This window comes from Rahnella sp. BIGb0603, assembly GCF_024808755.1.
GTDB lineage: Bacteria > Pseudomonadota > Gammaproteobacteria > Enterobacterales > Enterobacteriaceae > Rahnella > Rahnella contaminans.
On the sequence record NZ_JANUEX010000011.1, the window covers coordinates 165,611 to 181,643 of the forward strand.

A 16,033-nucleotide genomic window follows, 5' to 3' on the forward strand; every position below is an offset into this window, starting at 1 on the left:
TAAGCTCATTTTTCTAACAAGCCAGTTTGATCTCCCTAACGATCAAATACACAGACAAAAATGATATAATTCCCTTTGTTTTCATCTGGATGCGTTTTCACTTCGATTCTTTACAGATCCAGAAAACTGAAATTTACTGAAATTCTTTTCAATCTTTTCAGTTTGGGAATGACGGGAAAAGCCCAGGCGCGGCGCGTCCTGGCGGGCTGGTTTGTAGAATTTTAAAACTGAAAAAAATTACCAACGCAAAAAGCGCAGGCGGGTGCGGTGTAGTGCAATTTCCGTCTGGTCTTGCTTTGTTTCGTGGACGCACGGCCGCGCTGTCTCACTCAGGCGGTTTGATCGTTTGAAAGGGTTCTGGGGGTTGAATCCAATGCTGCACGGCATTGTGTGCGATTGAGGGGGGTTATCTACAGGCAATAAAAAACCCGCACGCGGCGGGCTTTATCAAACGTCTATCTACGATTGAAATATTTATCGTCTAGCTCAAGTTGCTTTATCCATTCGGAAAGTTGCTCCTTTACAAGATCCCAATCATTTGGAGGCGTCAATTTTCGCCTACGTAATAACATTCCATTGACTGATAATTTAATCGGGGGGAGATTGTAGGCAGCACCATTCCTATTGAGACACTCAATTAATGCATTGAGTTCTTCTGGATTAGGTTCTTTCCCAAGTAGCACTTCTTTAAGATGCTCAATCATTTTGAAACCTCAATAGCGAAGGGATTGTTGAGGTTCCATTATATCATGCCTAGAATTTGCCCGTTGGAACGCAGGCCATTGAATAATAAGTACTAATATAATTAACCAATAACCGGATCGTATTTCTCTTTTAGCGTGATGGCCTTGGTGCCGGTGTCGGTAATCGCCAGAGCATTAAGCGGCGTGCCGGTATTGTTGTGAGTGTGCGCGGCTGTCAGCTGTGCCAGCTGTTTCACCACGTCCAGGGTATCAAGCATCAGTTGGCACACATTGACCGACTGGCTACCAATCCACACCACTGGCGCAATTACTTCCTGACGCACACCCGCCACGCTGCTGCGTAACATACCGACCTTCTCAATCAGCTGGCCAATCACGTTGGTTTCCGCATTGCCCTGGACACTGGCCACATAATTGGCCTGCGTGGCCAGGCTGTAATCTCCCTGGGCAATCTGTTGAATTGCACCGGCCAACAACGTGGCCTTGCCCAACACCGTGGTTTTGTCCGTGGCCTGCACGGTTGTTTCTCTGGCCACCAGCGTGCGGGTTTCATCATCGGCCGTGACAACCCGGCTCATGGACGTTTCACGGATAACCTGATCCGTCTGGCGTTCCCAATCGCCCGCCACCGTCACCCGCTGTGATACGCCATCACGCTGCTGTTGCAGCTGTTCGCCGGGCGTAACGGCGGGCAGGCTGTTGCCCTGGGCAAGGGTTTGACGGACAAACGGCTTATCGGCGCGGCCGCCGTTAAATCCGACTTCTACCAACGTGCCTGGCGGTGGGAATTGGAACATCCCGGATTCCCCGCCCGCCATTGGCAGCGGCAACGGCACGGCCGGATAAAGCGGCGTATCTTTTGCCGGATTGCCGTCTGCGTCTAACAGCTGCAAGTCCACGGCATAACGCGGCCTAAACGGATCGGCAATGTTCCCATTGCTCACGTCTTCGCTGGGCGCTTCCACCCTGGCGAACTGCGGCAGGTGCAAGCCGCTGGCCAGCTCTGGATAACTGCTTTCAACCTGGCGTTGAAGCGGGGTTTTCTGCAATGCCTGGCCGGTGGCTTTATTGCGCGGCGTCCAGGTGATTTCCATATCATCATTATGCAATCTGACCTTCGTCAATCGCTGACCGTTCACCTCTACGCCTGGACGTAAAGACTGGATCAGCGGCACGGTCATGGCATTGCCACCGGCTACGCTTTGGTTAAATTCGGCGGGGATTTCTACCGGCTTACCGGCAAACAGTGCATCAGCAGCTGCACCGACAAAAACGCCACCATCGGGCAGCTGATACCACACGTAATCGGTAATACTGAATGCTTTGCCCAGGTTGGCTAACAGCTGATAGCCGGTGCCGGAATGGGTGAAATGTGGGATCGGCGTATCGGCGTAGGACGCACCGCTGGCCAGCGTGAATTCCAGCCCGCTTTCCTCGGTCAGCCAGCCGGTGATTTGTCGCAGCGTGGGATGCTGAAAAGAGCACGGCCAAAGGCGCTCAAATATGCCGACCAGCTCCCGGACAAAAAGCCGCTGATAGCCATTTTCCGCAGGCTGCGAACGCTCCACAAAACCGGTAAACCATCGCAACACCAGATCGTGATAGCCCACGTCCAGGCGCACAAGTTTGCCGGTGTAATCTTCATCCGTCTGCGCGGTGATAAATCCCCGACCGCAGGCGTTTAATTCTAACGCCAGGTTTGCGTCCACCAGGTGCGTGGCCGCGCTCGACAAATACAACCGCTTAATGGGTTTCATCCCTTTACCCCAATGCTTCATTGACCGGTTTCAGCACTTTGCGCTCAAACCACGTCAGTTTTTCGTCACTCTCGGCCGCCGCGTTGCCACTTCCATTGGCACCGCCTGCCCCCTGTTTTGTTGCCGCCGTTTTACTGCCTGCGCGGGCTTCTTTCTTCTCGGCTACGCTGATTTTTTCGCGCAGGGTGAACGTGACCAGCCAGGCCATTTTATTATCCTGCTGCGGCGCATCAATCGCGCCGGTGAACGTCCCTTCACGAAAATTAATCGTCTGGGCGATCAGGTTGGCCACGCGGTAAACCTGCAATGAACCGCTGGCAGATTTTGCTTCTGCCAGCTCAAACAACCGCTTCAACGTGGCCGCGTCCCGAAAGGATACCGTCCCGGAAACGCGCAATTCTTTGGCCTTAATTCCCTGTTCTGCATTGGCCGTGCTCGATGACTGCCCGGACTGGTCTTTTTCCGCAAACTGCATCGTTGGCGTGACCTTCAGATTCATCAGCGGGATGGCCTCGCCATTAAGTGCGAACGTGGTTATCGTCATGGATCATCGCCTCCAACGTGGATAAATCAGCCCCGCTAAACAACGTGGCCAGGGTATACACCGAATCCTGGTTCGGGATGTTTTTGCGCAGCTCTCCGGCCAGGAACGCGCCGTTCCCTTTGGCCGTAAAAACCCACGCCGGTGACGTTTTGCCTTTCAGGGCGGATAACGCATCGGCCGCCGCCGCCAGGGCAGATCCCCGCGCCTTGGTGAAATCTTTGAGCGCAGACAGCAATCCGGCCGCGCTTGCCCCGGTTGCCGCCTCCGCCTTAGCGGCCGCAATGCGCTGGGCGTTTACCGCCAGGCGATTAGTGGACGTGGACAACGGCAACGCCGCAGGTAAACCCCCGGATAATTTTGCAGGGATTTGCATTTTGGTGATGGCCAGCGCGGCCGCTTCCTCTGCCCGGCGCTTTACCTGGGCAATCACCGGCAAGGGCAGCACGCTGGAATAATCGGACAGCATCGCCATAAATTCCCCGTGCGTTGGAGCATTGAGCATATGCACCACTACGCTGGTTTCACCGCTCAAGCTTTCCAGTTTTTTGGTCAGGTATTCCGTGGCGTTAACCGGGCTTAAATAACTGCTGTCGCCAGCGGCCTGGCCAACGCCATAAACCCACGGATGAACCGGCAGCACCGAACAGGTTAATGCGCTCATGTCCTCCGGGATGCTCAGCGTTGCCTTACGCCACATCGGTTGGCATCTCCGGCCAGGTAATATCAGGGGCTACAGATAAATCCAGGCGATTTAAGGCCACTCGGTATTTTTTCCATGTTGAAAGGGTCGCCAGTTCCTTATCCGTGGCTTCATCAATATCAACCGCATCTTGCAACGGTGCCATGCTCTCCGCCGCTTTTGTAAATAAAGCATTTCGCTGTAATTCGGCAGTAGCCACCAATTGCGCCAAGGGAACGGCCGCCCATTTTTTTCCGTTCCAGGCATATCCAGCTGACGGGGCGATTGAAACAACGCCGTATTCACCGGCCTTTGCCTTTTGATAAATCTCATCACCAAGGCTGTCACCCGGCACCGCCGTAAATGGCACAAACTCACCATTATCAGTCTTCACATCACAATCAATATATTTATTAATATCCGCTGTACGCGGCAATCTAATCTTTTTAGCCATTATCCTACCCTCAGCCACAATGTTGACCTGTGCGCGGCGTTCGTTGTTGTAGCAAATCCCATGCATCGCCATGTCCCGCCCAGTGTCCAGCCTACGGTGGAGCCATCGCCGGTGGCAGGCTGTAGTTCTGAACCAGAAACGAGATCGCCGGGGTTGCGGGCATTTACTGAATACGCCCAAACGTATGTATTTATTCCGTTAAAATCCGTAGGGTATGGCTGGGGATTACTTGGGCTGTATACGCGCTGTGACCTTTCGTAGATATACCCGCCCGTATTTATGTCACGCCCCGGATACACATCACCCGTACCGCTAAATGTTACCCTCCCCGTTTCTGCTGAATTGTTAGTTGTTACCGTACGGAAAATGAATCCACCAACGCCCCCGCCACGGTTATTAACGAAATCCGACTCGCCTTGACCGCCTGTTTCATTCCATCCAATAAACGTTCCCTGAACTTCTTTCCCTGGATTTGGTGGTTGGGTAGCGCTCAGATAAGTAGCATTCACATACCCGCCCACATTGCCACCAGACTGAGGATAAGCACCAATATTGCTTCGTGCCTGCTCTGCGGTTTTCGCGCCGGTACCCCCGCTGGCTATCGGCAGCGCAGTTGATAACGTCAGGCCATATGCGCCGGTAATCTCAAGACCGCCGCTTTCCATAACCCAGTTGTCAGCATTCCCCGTCGTCAGGTTTGACGCTCTTTTACGCAGCACCCATTTCCCGTTTGTTGCATCCCAAAAGCCAAAGTTACCGGCATTCGAGTAATTAACATTCATCAACGGATAGGCCGCGTCTGACGAGCTAAACTGACACGTTGCCTCATGTCGGTTGAATTTCACCAATCCGTTAAAATTGACCTCTCCGCCAACGGTCATCGCCCCGGCAAAGGTCGAATCCTTAACAACTTTCATGGTTTCGTTGACGGTTAAAGGCGTATCGACCGAAACAGCCGAGGTAAAAATATTCGCTTCCGGCCGGTTATACCCAATGTAGAGCGTCCCACCAATTTGCGTACCCGCGTCTTTCAGACTGGCGGACAGGGTAATATTGCCATTGTTATGATCACGCAGAATGACGGCATCATTACGCCCCCGGATCACTGAGTTGGCATTAGTAGAGCTAAGAGTCACACCCCATTCTGGCCGTAAAACACCGTTCGACACATGTACGCTATCGGTTTGCCCATCACAGACAATACGCGCCTTGATTGCACCGGCTTCGTCCCTGGCGTCCATTCGCATGACACCTTCACCTGTCGGATACACCGCAGCAGAATGGCCACCTAACGCCCGCCCCGCATGAGGATCGGTTTCAGTGAGCGTATTCGGCAAACGAAAATAAATATTCCCCATTGACGTTAACGATGCGGGCAAATCCGCCGCAGAAATTTTCCCGGCACGGCTTGTAAAAGACATATACGCCTCAAACTCTCCGGCGCGGAGCACACCCACCCGATAATTTGCCTGAATAGAACTGGCCACCTCAAGATTGGCCGCCATCTTCACGCTGGATGCAATGCTGGTCAGCTTGCCCAGGCTGGTGATATCTGAATTATCCCCGGACTTAGCAACGCCCAGCCGCGTTAAATCAGCCAATTCCAGGCTGCTGCTATCAAAAAACTTTCTCCACCCAAACGGCAGAGGGCTTGCACTCGTCTGTACCCATGCCCAGCCGCTTGCCTCTGTCGTACTGACATTGCCGATCCGCACGTAAATAGTGCCTGTACGGCAATGTAGATATTGCGTCAGCGCCGCACCGGCGTTGAACCAGCGGCGATGGCTTACCAACGTGTCAGCGGCCGGGAAGGTTTCCCCCAACGGGTGATCGCTAAAGTAACCGGCCAGCGTCACGCCGCCTGACAGGCTGACAATGGACGGATCGTAAAGCTTGGTCACCGTGGTGTTATCCACGTTAGGCATCACATTACTGATTGCGCCCACATCTGCCGGGGTCAGGGTAATGTCAGCGGTTAGCGGCTTTTTATTTACCGTGCGCGTTTTCGGTACGCCGTTGAGTGTATTCAGCGCCGCGGCCGGATCGGCAATGTCTCCCAGGTTCTTATCCCGGCGCAGATACAGACTGCTGCCTTTTGGGCGCAAATCGGTGATCACACCGTTGGCGTCAATACTGGCCAGGGCAAAAACGTAGTGCGCAACGCCGCTTTGAACGTAGTCTTTCAGCGTGGTGGCCAGCGTGAACTTAATCGCCGTTTTGTATTCACTGGTCAGTGTTCCCTGATAGCTCACATCCGCCCACACTGTCATCGGTTTTGTGGTCACGGTGATGTTGGTTTTTGCCGCCAGGTTGGCACGTAACCCGCCCACATACCCCAGCCCCGCCGTCACAAAAAATTGCGTGCCGGTTTTGGCCACTAAAAAGCCGTTATCGAAAAATGCCCCAGCGCCGTAAATATCCAGATTAGCCAGGCGCAGAGATTCATCCATACCGGCCAGGCGTGCCGTAAAATCAATCTGCCAGGTTTCGGCCGGTGTGCTGATCAACGTCTGGCTTTCTGCGCCGTTGTACTCCATCAGGAAAGAACGGGTTAACACGTTGCCCTGCTGACCGTTGGCATTCTTCACTTTGCTTTGCAACGGCGCGTGTACCACCATCGCCAGCGTGCCGGTGGCCTTGTTAATCAGCCCGATCCAGTTAAACGAGAAATCCCCCACATCCGCGCCCAGCGTCACCGAATACACGACGGCATTCAGATTAACCAGACCGGTCTTTTCAACAGCCTGGCGGTAAACAATTTGCGCCGCGGGCGGCACCACTTCGGCGCGGTTAATCGGGGCGTTAACGTCCAGATTTGGCACATTGGCGAATACAAATTCGTCCAGGACAACGGCCTGGCCATTAGTAGCCTGCTGCGCTTTCCATTGTTCAAAGGCTTGTGTAATGACGGTTTGTGACATGTTATTTCCTTATAACTTCGCGCCGAACGTGGCGGTTCCTGTTTCTGTCACGCCCAGACTGGCGGGGTAACAAACGTATTCGCCCTGGTTCCAACCGGCGCGAATACGCAGCCCGGACGTGGTGATCACTTCAAACTGATAACGGCGGCAGGTGCGGCCGTACTGGCGGATAATCTGCAAGAGCAAATCAGCGTTGTCAGAAATCTGACTGTCCGTCACCCGGACAATGATCACATCCCAATCAATGCCCGCTTGGCGTTCCAGCAATTCAACGTAGCCAATTCCCAGGCGTTCAAAGATGGCAATAAACCCGGAAACTGAACCCGCGTCCTGCGCATTGATGAACGCGAACGCCACACGCTTGCGAAACAGTGACAGCGGTTCACCGTTAAACCGCGCAATATCACGGTCATAGGCCATGAGGTTTAACAGCGGTTCGGCGCAGGTCAGCGGATCAAACTGCTGTAATGGCCAGGTCACCCACTCCGCAATCCCTGTCCAGAACTTCACGGCAGCTTTCAGAAATTTGGCCGGTTCGCCCCGGTTCATCCAGGACGGCAATTTCAGGCTTTTCATTTTTGTGGCGAAATCAGGCACCTTTCACCTCCACTTTCAGCGTGGCCAGACGCGGCACGCTCAGCTCACTGACGATATCGGTCAGGGAAAATGACAGGGATTCCACCACACCAAACTCCTTATGCAGCTCCCTGGCCAGATTGGAAAAAGAGAAGCGCGAATATGGCCAGGTACGCTTTACGTCATATTCGGCGTTTTGCCGGAATGCGCTGCGGATCAGATTGCTGACGCCGGAAATCAGAGCGGTGTTTTCTTCCGCCGTCATGTTATCCGGGTTGGTCACGTATACCGTAACGGTTAAATTGTGCTGCGTTTCCGGCATGGCCATGCATTGCAGATCGTCACCGTGGCCGTGATGCCCCTGCGTATTGATGTACTCATTCACGGCATCAATAAACGGCTGGGACGTCTCCCCACTATCAAGCAGCAAATAGGCGTTTGCCGTTCCGGCACCGCGCGGCGCGTCATGCACAAAGAAAATGCGATCCACACTCAGCCCGACCACGCCTGCAATCATGCTGCGATACACCGCATCGGTATGATAGTTGCCCACCAGGTTGAACTGATTGCGGCACCTGTCCCGTAAATCGTCGTCGGATTCTTCATCCGCGCCCGGCGCTAACAGCCAATCATCCTCATTCACGGCCTTACTGATACCGGCCACCGCCACCGGCAAAATACGAAAATAGCCGGGTGCCAGGTTGAAAGCGTTCCCGGCCGCCGTCGCCGTGACCGGGATCAGCGCACTGGCCACGCCCGCCGCCAGCGTCACATCCGCATCGACCGCCACCGCGTAGGTCACGCCATTAATTCGCTCGGTCTGGATAAGGGTTCCGGCCGCCACGGTTACCGCCTGACTGGCGGTTTCTTTGTAAAAGCGGATCACGCCCTGCGCCGCGCTGGCGGGCTTGGCCGTGAGGTTTACGCCCCAGGCCAGCATCCGCAACATGGCACCGCTGGCCGTGGCCAGGTACATATTGGCCAGCACGGTATTTACTAAAACATCTTTAATCCACAGCACGGGCGTGGTCACAATGGCGGTAATGAGTCGCCAGAACGGTGACATGCGGGACGTATTGGTAATCATCCCTTCCGCTTTCACGATGGCCGTAAACTGCTGGCTGATTTCGTCCTGCGTAACCGGCATTCCGCTTTCACTCAGCACCGCCTCAAAATCAATCGTCGGTTTCTCACTCATAATTCACCCCGGTGGAAATCTTGCCAAAGTCATACGTTTCCGCCGTTGCCCACAGGCGTTTTGCGGATTCTTCCGTGATATTCACCGTGCCGGGAATAATGCGTTCATCACTTTCAATTAATAAAATCAGCTGCGTGATCACATCGGCGCGTAATGTCGGACTACGCTCTGCCACTAATAATGTCGTCAGCCCGCTTTCAATAATGGCGTGGACAATATCCTGGGCAATGCTGATCCGGTTATTACACAAGCCCGGTTCATTACCTGCGTTCAGCGTAAAATCCCGCCCGGTTATCAGGAGATCGATATACAGTAAATCCGTCATTAATTTAATTCCTGCCATTCCATTAGCTCGGCCGGTGTTAATCCTTTGGAAGGATGAATATTCACGGTGCCGATTTGCTTACTGTTATCAATTGAGGTTTTCGCGTTGGTATTGATTTCCTTTTTCAAACCACCACGTTCCACACCTTTAACCACGCCACCCGTCAGAATATCGCTGCCGATGGGCTGCGGCGGCTGCGGTACAGGGGTTTTATTCCCTGCAACGGGGATTTGCCCCGCCACCCCGCTAAATCCTGGCGGCATACCCGCAGGCGTTCCCGCCAAGGCCGCCGCGTTAGGCATCGCGCTGGCCGGTGGCATTCCTTTTGGCGTTGCCGCCACAGGGACTTCTTTCAGCTCAATATTGACGCCGGGAATGTTATTTAACTTCTCAACAATCCAGTTGTACGTCCCGGTGAAAGACGATTTCAACGTGTCCCACAGCTTGCCGAATACGTCCCCGATCACGCGGGCAATTTTCTCAAAGGACTCCACCGGAGAATTGATATCAAAGGATTTAACGACATCAATCCAGCCTTTAATCACTATGCTGAACAAATCGATCAGCAGACTGACCGCGTTATACACCAGCTCAAACGGCGTCAGAATAATGCTGATTGCCCCCGCCACAATCCGCCCGAACGTTTCGCCCGCGCTGGTGACGTTGGTCAGCTGACCTTCCGTCATTTGGATCGGCGTCAGCAGGTTGCCAAACCAGCCCACCAGCATTTTCACGCCGTCCCACACCCAGCCCACCGCCTTGGCAATACCGGAAAATAAGCCACTGAAAGGCGACAGCGCACCGGCCGCCTGGCCGAACCCGCCGATAAACCCGCTCACAAACGCTTTAATAGGCTGCCAGAACTTAATCACCGCAATAACCACCGCAGCAATGGCAGCCGCGATGGCCACCACCGGCGCAATCATCAGCAGAAAGGACGCTGAACCCATGCGGGCGGCAATACTGGCGGCCAGCAAGGTGGCACGCAGACCACGCAATCCGGCACTGAATAACTGCGTCACGGCATTACTGGCCACCATCGCCAGCCGGTTAATCCCCAACAGCCTGGCCATTGGTGCCAGCAAACGCGTAACGCCCATCATCACGAACCCGTGAACGCCCATCACGATATTGGCGATTGCCCCCACGGCCGCAAAGCTCAGCAACGCCACCGTGGCATAACCGATCACGCGGGCAATGTTGGGGAACAGCCGCATCCAGCGCGTGAGCTTTTCGCCACCGTCCGCAATTTTATTCACCAGCGGATACAGCACCGGCAACAACGTAGAGCCGATGGCGGCACGCATGGCGAACCAGATCGCCGTCAGCCTGTCCCAGGGACGGGTCATTTTCTCAGCCATTTCCGTGGCGCGTTTCATGCCGTCATTGCTGCCCAGCTCGGTAATGTTGCGTTTCAGCAGATCAACGTTGCCGTAAAGCTGTTTAATCACCGCCGCGCTGTCACCAAAGGCGGCATCTAATTCAGCCTGTGCCTTGAGATTGCCCTCAATGCTCTTACCGTATTTACCCTGGAGTTTTTCCAGCATGGCAGGCATGGACAACATTTTTCCCTGGGCATCCTGGAAACTCAGCCCCAGCTTTTGCGCACCGGCTGCGGCACCGCTCAGGAATCCCTCATAAGAGCCGCTCGCTTCCGTGCCTAATGAGCGTTGCAACTCACCCAGGACGGCCAGCTGTTCATCCATCCCTACGCCATAGTTGGAACCGACACCTCGCGCCCCTTCCATGAGGTCTTTAATGGTGGCCATGTCCGTACCGAACTGGTTTTTCATATAGGCCATTTTGCCCGCCAGTTCTTCCGCAAACTGAACCTTGCCCACCTCGGCCGCGTAGCCGCTGAACTGGGTAAACATTTGCCCCATGAATTCTGACGCTTCCCCGGCCGTACTTTTCAGCGCCTTGGCGGCGGTATTGGCCACCACGGTAACGCGAGGCAATTCGGCGTTAGTCAGCCCGGCCACGGCGGCGTTGATATCCGCGGAGGATTTCACAAACTCCACCGCCGATTCCCCGTAGCGCACGCTGAATTTCAGGGCGTCGTCCGTGACCTTGGCCAGCGCATCATCGCTAATGCCGCGCGCGCTGGCTTCCTGCATCGCATCAAACATCTGAATGGCCGGATCCAATGCGGCCTTGATGGAGGCACCCACGCCCCACAGCGCAGCGGCACCGATGGCCACCTTGCCAAAGCTGGCCGCACTTTCCTGAGCGAACCCGCTCACAGAGGATTGCACCTGGCGAAGTGGGCGCGTCATGTTGTCAATTAAACTGAGTGTAAAATCTAAATCAGCCATTATTCGCCTTTAAATGCCAGGGCAATGCCATTTGCTACAGCTATGCGTTGATTATCCCAATGCCGGTTATCCAGCCACACGGCGCGGGCTAAGTTTTCGGGATCGTCATTTTCATGCGGTAAATAATGGCGGCGCAAAATCAGGTATTGTTCCAGGCCATTATTTTCAATTGCGCGTACCCGCGCCGTTAGTTTTTTAGTTCAATCTCTAATTTCGGCGCGAACTGGTCATTCACGAAACTGCAAATTTGCAGGGCAGAACCGGGAATATCCAAAATGGTATCCAGCGCTTCTTTGCATTCAACGTGAACAATGCGGCGCAGATAGTTATTTGCCGGTGCAACTTTATTATCCATCGCCATTTCGTTAATGAATTTATTATACGCGGTGGCGTTTGGTTCAAAAGTCAGCGCGGTGCCATTTACAGCCATAGTAATTTTGCTCATTGTTTTATTTCCTTCCGTTGGTTTATTTCGTCAACTAATTGATTATGACGTGCCGCACACTCTGAATATTGCGGCGTGAGTATTAATAAGGGTTCGGTAATATCTTTACCCGTTAGACCTTTAATGCGCGGGAGTTTTTCCGGGCATTTGGTTAACAGATTTTCCTGATAAGGCACGTTCGGCTTTGTCGGCGGCGGCGTTGTACAGGCTGACAAAATCAGCAGACACGCACACATTAGTAAACACCGGCTTAACCACTTCCGTGCGGATTTCCACAGGTTGCGCATTTCGCAACGCCTCCAACGTATTTTCAAGCTTGCGGCCTGACTCACTGGCCATCTGCTCACCGGCAACGCGGGAGGCTTCCCCCGCCGCGTGTGCGGCATTGTTGATCACTAATTCCAGGCTATCGCTGTACCAGGTATTCACCTGCCAACCCGCTGCGAACGCAGCCAACAACGCCAGGGCGGCAATCACCAGCTGCTTTCCCATCATTTCACCCCGTTGTGTTCCAGGCTGAAATGGTTGCCGTCCGGGCGGCTTTTGAATCGACCGCCCCACACGCCGCCCAAGGATTCCCAATATTCACCCAGTGGCGTATACGCCTCGGTACTGGTCTGGTATTGACCGTTGATGAACAGGTTAAAATCCACCGCCAGACGCTGCGTGTGCAAGCTATTGGCAATGCCCGCGCCGCTTTTGGCATTAAGTTTGGCCTGTTCCGGCGTGCGGTAGGCTTCGCCAAAGGTCAGCCGGTAACCGTGATTACCTGCCCACTCGATCAGTTGGGCAATCAGCTGCGTGAACAACTGTTGTTTTTCGCTCAGTGTCATTTAAGTTTTCCTTTCCCTGGTAAATAACGACTTCCCTTTTTGCGTAGCCAGATTTCAACGGCCTGGTGGCCAGCAATCCCCAGCGCGGCACCCAACCCCGCAATGGCCAGCGGGGAAATATCCGGGATCCAAATCAGCGCCGCCGCCGCCACCATTGAGGTGGCAGAACCCAGGATAATGCGACCAAAAAACAGCTTTCCGGTCATTGGCTCACTGCTCACCAACATCTGTCCCAGGGCGATAAGTGCGCCCAGCAGGATCAGGCTTAACAAACTTTTTTCGTGCTCTTGCATCCGTGCAATGTCCTTATCCGATCAGGTTGCGGGTATCTTCATCTTCCAGATACGGCACGCCGTTAATGCGCACAAACTGCGGGCTGGTGACCATATATTTGATTTTATGGCTCAGCGTGCTGCCGCCTTTCGGATCGTTATCCAGAAGGTTGCTCACCACCAATTTGCAGCCAAAGGCTTCAATTTTCAGCTCTTCACTACCGGCCTTGGCGTAGAACATCAGATCCACCGGGTCAATACCCCGCCATGAACCTGCACGCCGTGCAATGGCGGTCAGCTGCGTCAGCACTTTGGTAGAGATTTCAATTTCACCCTCGGCCGCCACATCCCCGGACACATGGCCATCAGGCACACCCTGAGTAGATGCCGCCGCCGTGTTATCCGTGATATCCAAACTGACCTTTTCAATGTGAACCAGGTCACCATCAATACGCACATCGGTGGACTGGCCTGAAATACGTTTCATCGTTAATTACTCCCTGTCAGGCTGGTGTCCAGCAACAAGCTCACCGTGATGCCTTTCGGGCATTCATACGGACGGATCACGATATACACCGCCACTTTGGTGGCTGACAGCCAGGTGATCGTCACATCATCATCCTGCGGCGGCTTCACTTCGCCGGGGAAGGTGATGCCGTTAATCTGGCTGGAAATCGACATCTCACGCAGCACCTTGGCAAAATACGCCTGGTGGGCGGCAATGCTGGACGGCGTGCTGTTTAACGAACGGTCGCCAATCTTCGCAATCGCCTGCAAACGCACGCGACGGGCGGCTTTATCGGCAATACGCAGGTACTCAATCGCCTGGTAATCACCCCCTTCCGCGTCCAGCGTTACGCCATCTGCCCAGTAATACCCGTCATAATCTGCGTACCACATTGGCACGCTAAAACGCTGCGCCTGCAACGCTTGCAAGGTGGCCAGCTCCAGCGCCGCGCCGGTGCCATCTACCGGCATTTCATCACTGCCTAACGACACCAGCGCCCCGGTTTTTACCCGCGCCGGGCTGTCAGCAATAGTCACCGCACGACTGCACAGGCGACCAGCCAGCACGCCAGGCTCATTGCCGAACAAACGCGGCACCAGCTGCACGGACGGGGCAGAAATCTGCTCCTGTAAGACCACCATGCGAACCAAATATTCTGCCCAATCTTCCTCGGCCTGCGGTGCCTGCACGGAAAGAATGAACCAGTTCCAGCGTGAGAAGTTGGCCAGCAATTTGGCACGCAGCTCCGCCGCTTTGTTGATAGGCGTTTTCGTGGCGATATCATCCAGCAACACCACACCTTCAACAGAGCAAAGGGATTGCGCAGCCAGTACCGCATCCACCCAGGCATTTTCCCCGGCATCATCTGCCAGCACATGCACGTAACCGTTCCAGTTGGATCCGGCGTTGAGCATGGCCGCGTTCACGTTGCTTTTTAAAACGCTGTCCTGTGCGCCCAGCAGCGCGTCAAAATCACTTTGGGTATTCATCGCCAACGTTTTGCCCGCGTTGATTGTCCCCGTACCGACATAGAGCACCACGCGCTCAATCTCGTTTGTTTCACCCTGTAGCTGATTGACCTGATTTACATCGACCGTTGGCCACGTCATAACTTCCCCTTAGTGTCCTGCGCCTGCGCCAAATCCGATGCCCTGGAGTTGCCGCGCTAACGCTTTATTAAAATCGTCTTCCGTGATGCCCAGGAAAGGACGGGATGGGACATCGACTGACCAGGAGGCTTTCGCCGCTTTCCCCGATAATGTCCGGATCAACAGCCCGGCTTTGGCCATCGTCAACCCTTCCTGAATTTCTTTAAACGGCGGCTTTCGCCAGCGCTTACCCTTTTTAACCTTGTACCCCAGCGCCCGAAGGCGTTTGGCCTGTCTGAGACTTGCGGGCAAACTCTCCGCCCTGCCTTTGCGTTCAACCTGACGACGGCTGACCGTCACATTCATGCCGTTTTGTTGGGCGTAACCCACCGTTCCCGCCGCCACGCTCTTTTTGCCATTGCGATACCCGCCGCCGCTCAGGTAAATCCGCACCCCGTCGATTTCCGGCATTTCCCGTATATGCAGCAGCTTGGGCATATTGCGCAGCATCTTGCCTTTGCGCTTCGTCTGGCGTCCCTGCCATTTCTGGCCATCCGGGCTGGCCTGATTTCTGACGTTACGTTTAGCAGCCGGGATCAGTCCGTATTTCCCCAGCCGCCACATCAGCCGTTTACGCTTAGCCGGGGGCAATTCCAGGCTGTCCAGCTGTTTACGTACCGCTTTGAGCTGCGCCCGGTCTAACTCACCCCGGATAATCATTTTTCACTGCCCAGCGGTGCGCCTTGTTCATCAACGCCGTACACCACGGCTTCACTGGCAAACCAAATAGTTGGATCCGCAAGTCGCCATTGCCCCCCGTCCAGGGGGATATTGCCTTTGACGTCCTTCACCAGGTTTAACGCTTCCACCATCGGCAAGGTGATAACCACCACGGCGGTTTCCTCATCCACCAGATCGATATCAAAGTCGGGTAACTCGGTGTCTATGCCAAATTCTTCAAACAGTTCCCGGTCAGACTCCATCAGCCACACCAGCAGCAACGCCGCCAGGTTGCGCGGGTCATACAGCCGGTACGGGAATCTGTCCCAGGCCAATACCGCGTTGTAGCGGATCACCGCCAGGCGGTACTGTTCCAGCCCTAAATCCCGTTGCGCGGGGATAAAACTCAGTTCATCCATGTAGCTGGAAAAACCTGCCCCCTTGAACGTCCTGGCGGGCATACTTTTTGTGATGAAATCACTCAGCACATCCAGCTGGCTCATATCTTCCTCACCGTCACGCGGCGCAATCCTTTGATTGCCCGGATGATGATCGAACCCTCAGCCAGTAACCCGGCGCGGGTTTCCGCGCTTTCCTGGCCTGGGTGCGACTCCCTGCGCCCCTGGCTTGCGAACTCAGGGATCAAATCGGCCTTTGCGCGGGCAAACACTGCTTTTTTGTAACGAGCACAAAG

The 16,033-nt window shown here is 54.5% G+C and carries 19 protein-coding genes and 1 pseudogene; all 20 read right to left on the reverse strand.

Annotated elements, in window-relative coordinates:
• Positions 1-455: 455 nt before the first annotated feature.
• Positions 456-704 carry a hypothetical protein gene (locus M2403_RS23135; protein WP_259231086.1) on the reverse strand — a complete coding sequence of 83 codons (249 nt, stop codon included), beginning with the start codon at positions 702-704 and terminating at the stop codon, positions 456-458.
• Positions 705-805: 101 nt separating this feature from the next.
• A complete protein-coding gene (locus M2403_RS23140; RefSeq protein WP_259231087.1) occupies positions 806-2,461 on the reverse strand; it encodes a hypothetical protein in 1,656 nt (551 codons plus the stop codon).
• Positions 2,462-2,465: 4 nt separating this feature from the next.
• Positions 2,466-3,005 (reverse strand): hypothetical protein, encoded by a 540-nt coding sequence (locus M2403_RS23145; RefSeq protein WP_218522399.1) that lies wholly within the window; start codon positions 3,003-3,005, stop codon positions 2,466-2,468.
• On the reverse strand, positions 2,980-3,702 hold the full coding sequence (locus M2403_RS23150) for a hypothetical protein (protein WP_259231089.1): 723 nt from the start codon (positions 3,700-3,702) through the stop codon (positions 2,980-2,982). Before M2403_RS23150 ends, M2403_RS23145 begins: the two co-directional genes overlap by 26 nt.
• Complete coding sequence (locus M2403_RS23155) at positions 3,692-4,138, reverse strand: tail fiber assembly protein (RefSeq protein ID WP_259231091.1); 447 nt, start codon at positions 4,136-4,138, stop codon at positions 3,692-3,694. Before M2403_RS23155 ends, M2403_RS23150 begins: the two co-directional genes overlap by 11 nt.
• A gap of 2,018 nt (positions 4,139-6,156) precedes the next feature.
• Positions 6,157-7,059 (reverse strand): annotated as a pseudogene (locus tag M2403_RS23160) (phage tail protein); the annotation flags it as partial.
• Positions 7,060-7,068: 9 nt separating this feature from the next.
• Positions 7,069-7,635 (reverse strand): hypothetical protein, encoded by a 567-nt coding sequence (locus M2403_RS23165; RefSeq protein WP_370628695.1) that lies wholly within the window; start codon positions 7,633-7,635, stop codon positions 7,069-7,071.
• Positions 7,636-7,648: 13 nt separating this feature from the next.
• The gene (locus tag M2403_RS23170; RefSeq protein ID WP_259231092.1) at positions 7,649-8,833 is read right to left on the reverse strand and encodes a baseplate J/gp47 family protein; all 1,185 of its coding nucleotides are present in this window, start codon (positions 8,831-8,833) and stop codon (positions 7,649-7,651) included.
• A complete protein-coding gene (locus tag M2403_RS23175) occupies positions 8,826-9,158 on the reverse strand; it encodes a DUF2590 family protein (RefSeq protein WP_218522404.1) in 333 nt (110 codons plus the stop codon). Before M2403_RS23175 ends, M2403_RS23170 begins: the two co-directional genes overlap by 8 nt.
• Positions 9,158-11,401 carry a phage tail tape measure protein gene (locus tag M2403_RS23180; RefSeq protein ID WP_259231094.1) on the reverse strand — a complete coding sequence of 748 codons (2,244 nt, stop codon included), beginning with the start codon at positions 11,399-11,401 and terminating at the stop codon, positions 9,158-9,160. The genes M2403_RS23175 and M2403_RS23180 overlap by 1 nt, the downstream gene beginning before the upstream one ends.
• A 71-nt stretch (positions 11,402-11,472) precedes the next feature.
• Positions 11,473-11,610: a DUF6890 family protein gene (locus tag M2403_RS24980; RefSeq protein ID WP_405047853.1), complete on the reverse strand. Its 138-nt coding sequence runs from the start codon at positions 11,608-11,610 to the stop codon at positions 11,473-11,475.
• A gap of 50 nt (positions 11,611-11,660) precedes the next feature.
• On the reverse strand, positions 11,661-11,918 hold the full coding sequence (locus M2403_RS23185) for a putative phage tail assembly chaperone (RefSeq protein ID WP_013575834.1): 258 nt from the start codon (positions 11,916-11,918) through the stop codon (positions 11,661-11,663).
• 120 nt (positions 11,919-12,038) lie between these two features.
• Positions 12,039-12,413, reverse strand: a complete 375-nt coding sequence (locus M2403_RS23195; protein WP_218522406.1) for a hypothetical protein — start codon at positions 12,411-12,413, stop codon at positions 12,039-12,041.
• Entirely contained in the window at positions 12,410-12,751 is a 342-nt protein-coding gene (locus M2403_RS23200) for a M15 family metallopeptidase (RefSeq protein ID WP_218522407.1), read from the reverse strand. Before M2403_RS23200 ends, M2403_RS23195 begins: the two co-directional genes overlap by 4 nt.
• Entirely contained in the window at positions 12,748-13,044 is a 297-nt protein-coding gene (locus M2403_RS23205) for a phage holin family protein (protein ID WP_129952933.1), read from the reverse strand. The genes M2403_RS23200 and M2403_RS23205 overlap by 4 nt, the downstream gene beginning before the upstream one ends.
• Before the next feature lie 13 nt (positions 13,045-13,057).
• Complete coding sequence (locus M2403_RS23210) at positions 13,058-13,510, reverse strand: phage protein (RefSeq protein ID WP_218522408.1); 453 nt, start codon at positions 13,508-13,510, stop codon at positions 13,058-13,060.
• A 2-nt stretch (positions 13,511-13,512) separates the two neighbouring features.
• Positions 13,513-14,640, reverse strand: a complete 1,128-nt coding sequence (locus tag M2403_RS23215; RefSeq protein WP_259231096.1) for a DUF2586 domain-containing protein — start codon at positions 14,638-14,640, stop codon at positions 13,513-13,515.
• Between the two features lie 9 nt (positions 14,641-14,649).
• Entirely contained in the window at positions 14,650-15,339 is a 690-nt protein-coding gene (locus M2403_RS23220; protein WP_218522410.1) for a phage virion morphogenesis protein, read from the reverse strand.
• Positions 15,336-15,842, reverse strand: a complete 507-nt coding sequence (locus tag M2403_RS23225) for a phage tail protein (protein ID WP_259231097.1) — start codon at positions 15,840-15,842, stop codon at positions 15,336-15,338. Before M2403_RS23225 ends, M2403_RS23220 begins: the two co-directional genes overlap by 4 nt.
• The coding region (locus M2403_RS23230; protein WP_259231098.1) for a head completion/stabilization protein at positions 15,839-16,033 on the reverse strand (195 nt) is incomplete at its 5' end. The genes M2403_RS23225 and M2403_RS23230, both read right to left, overlap by 4 nt.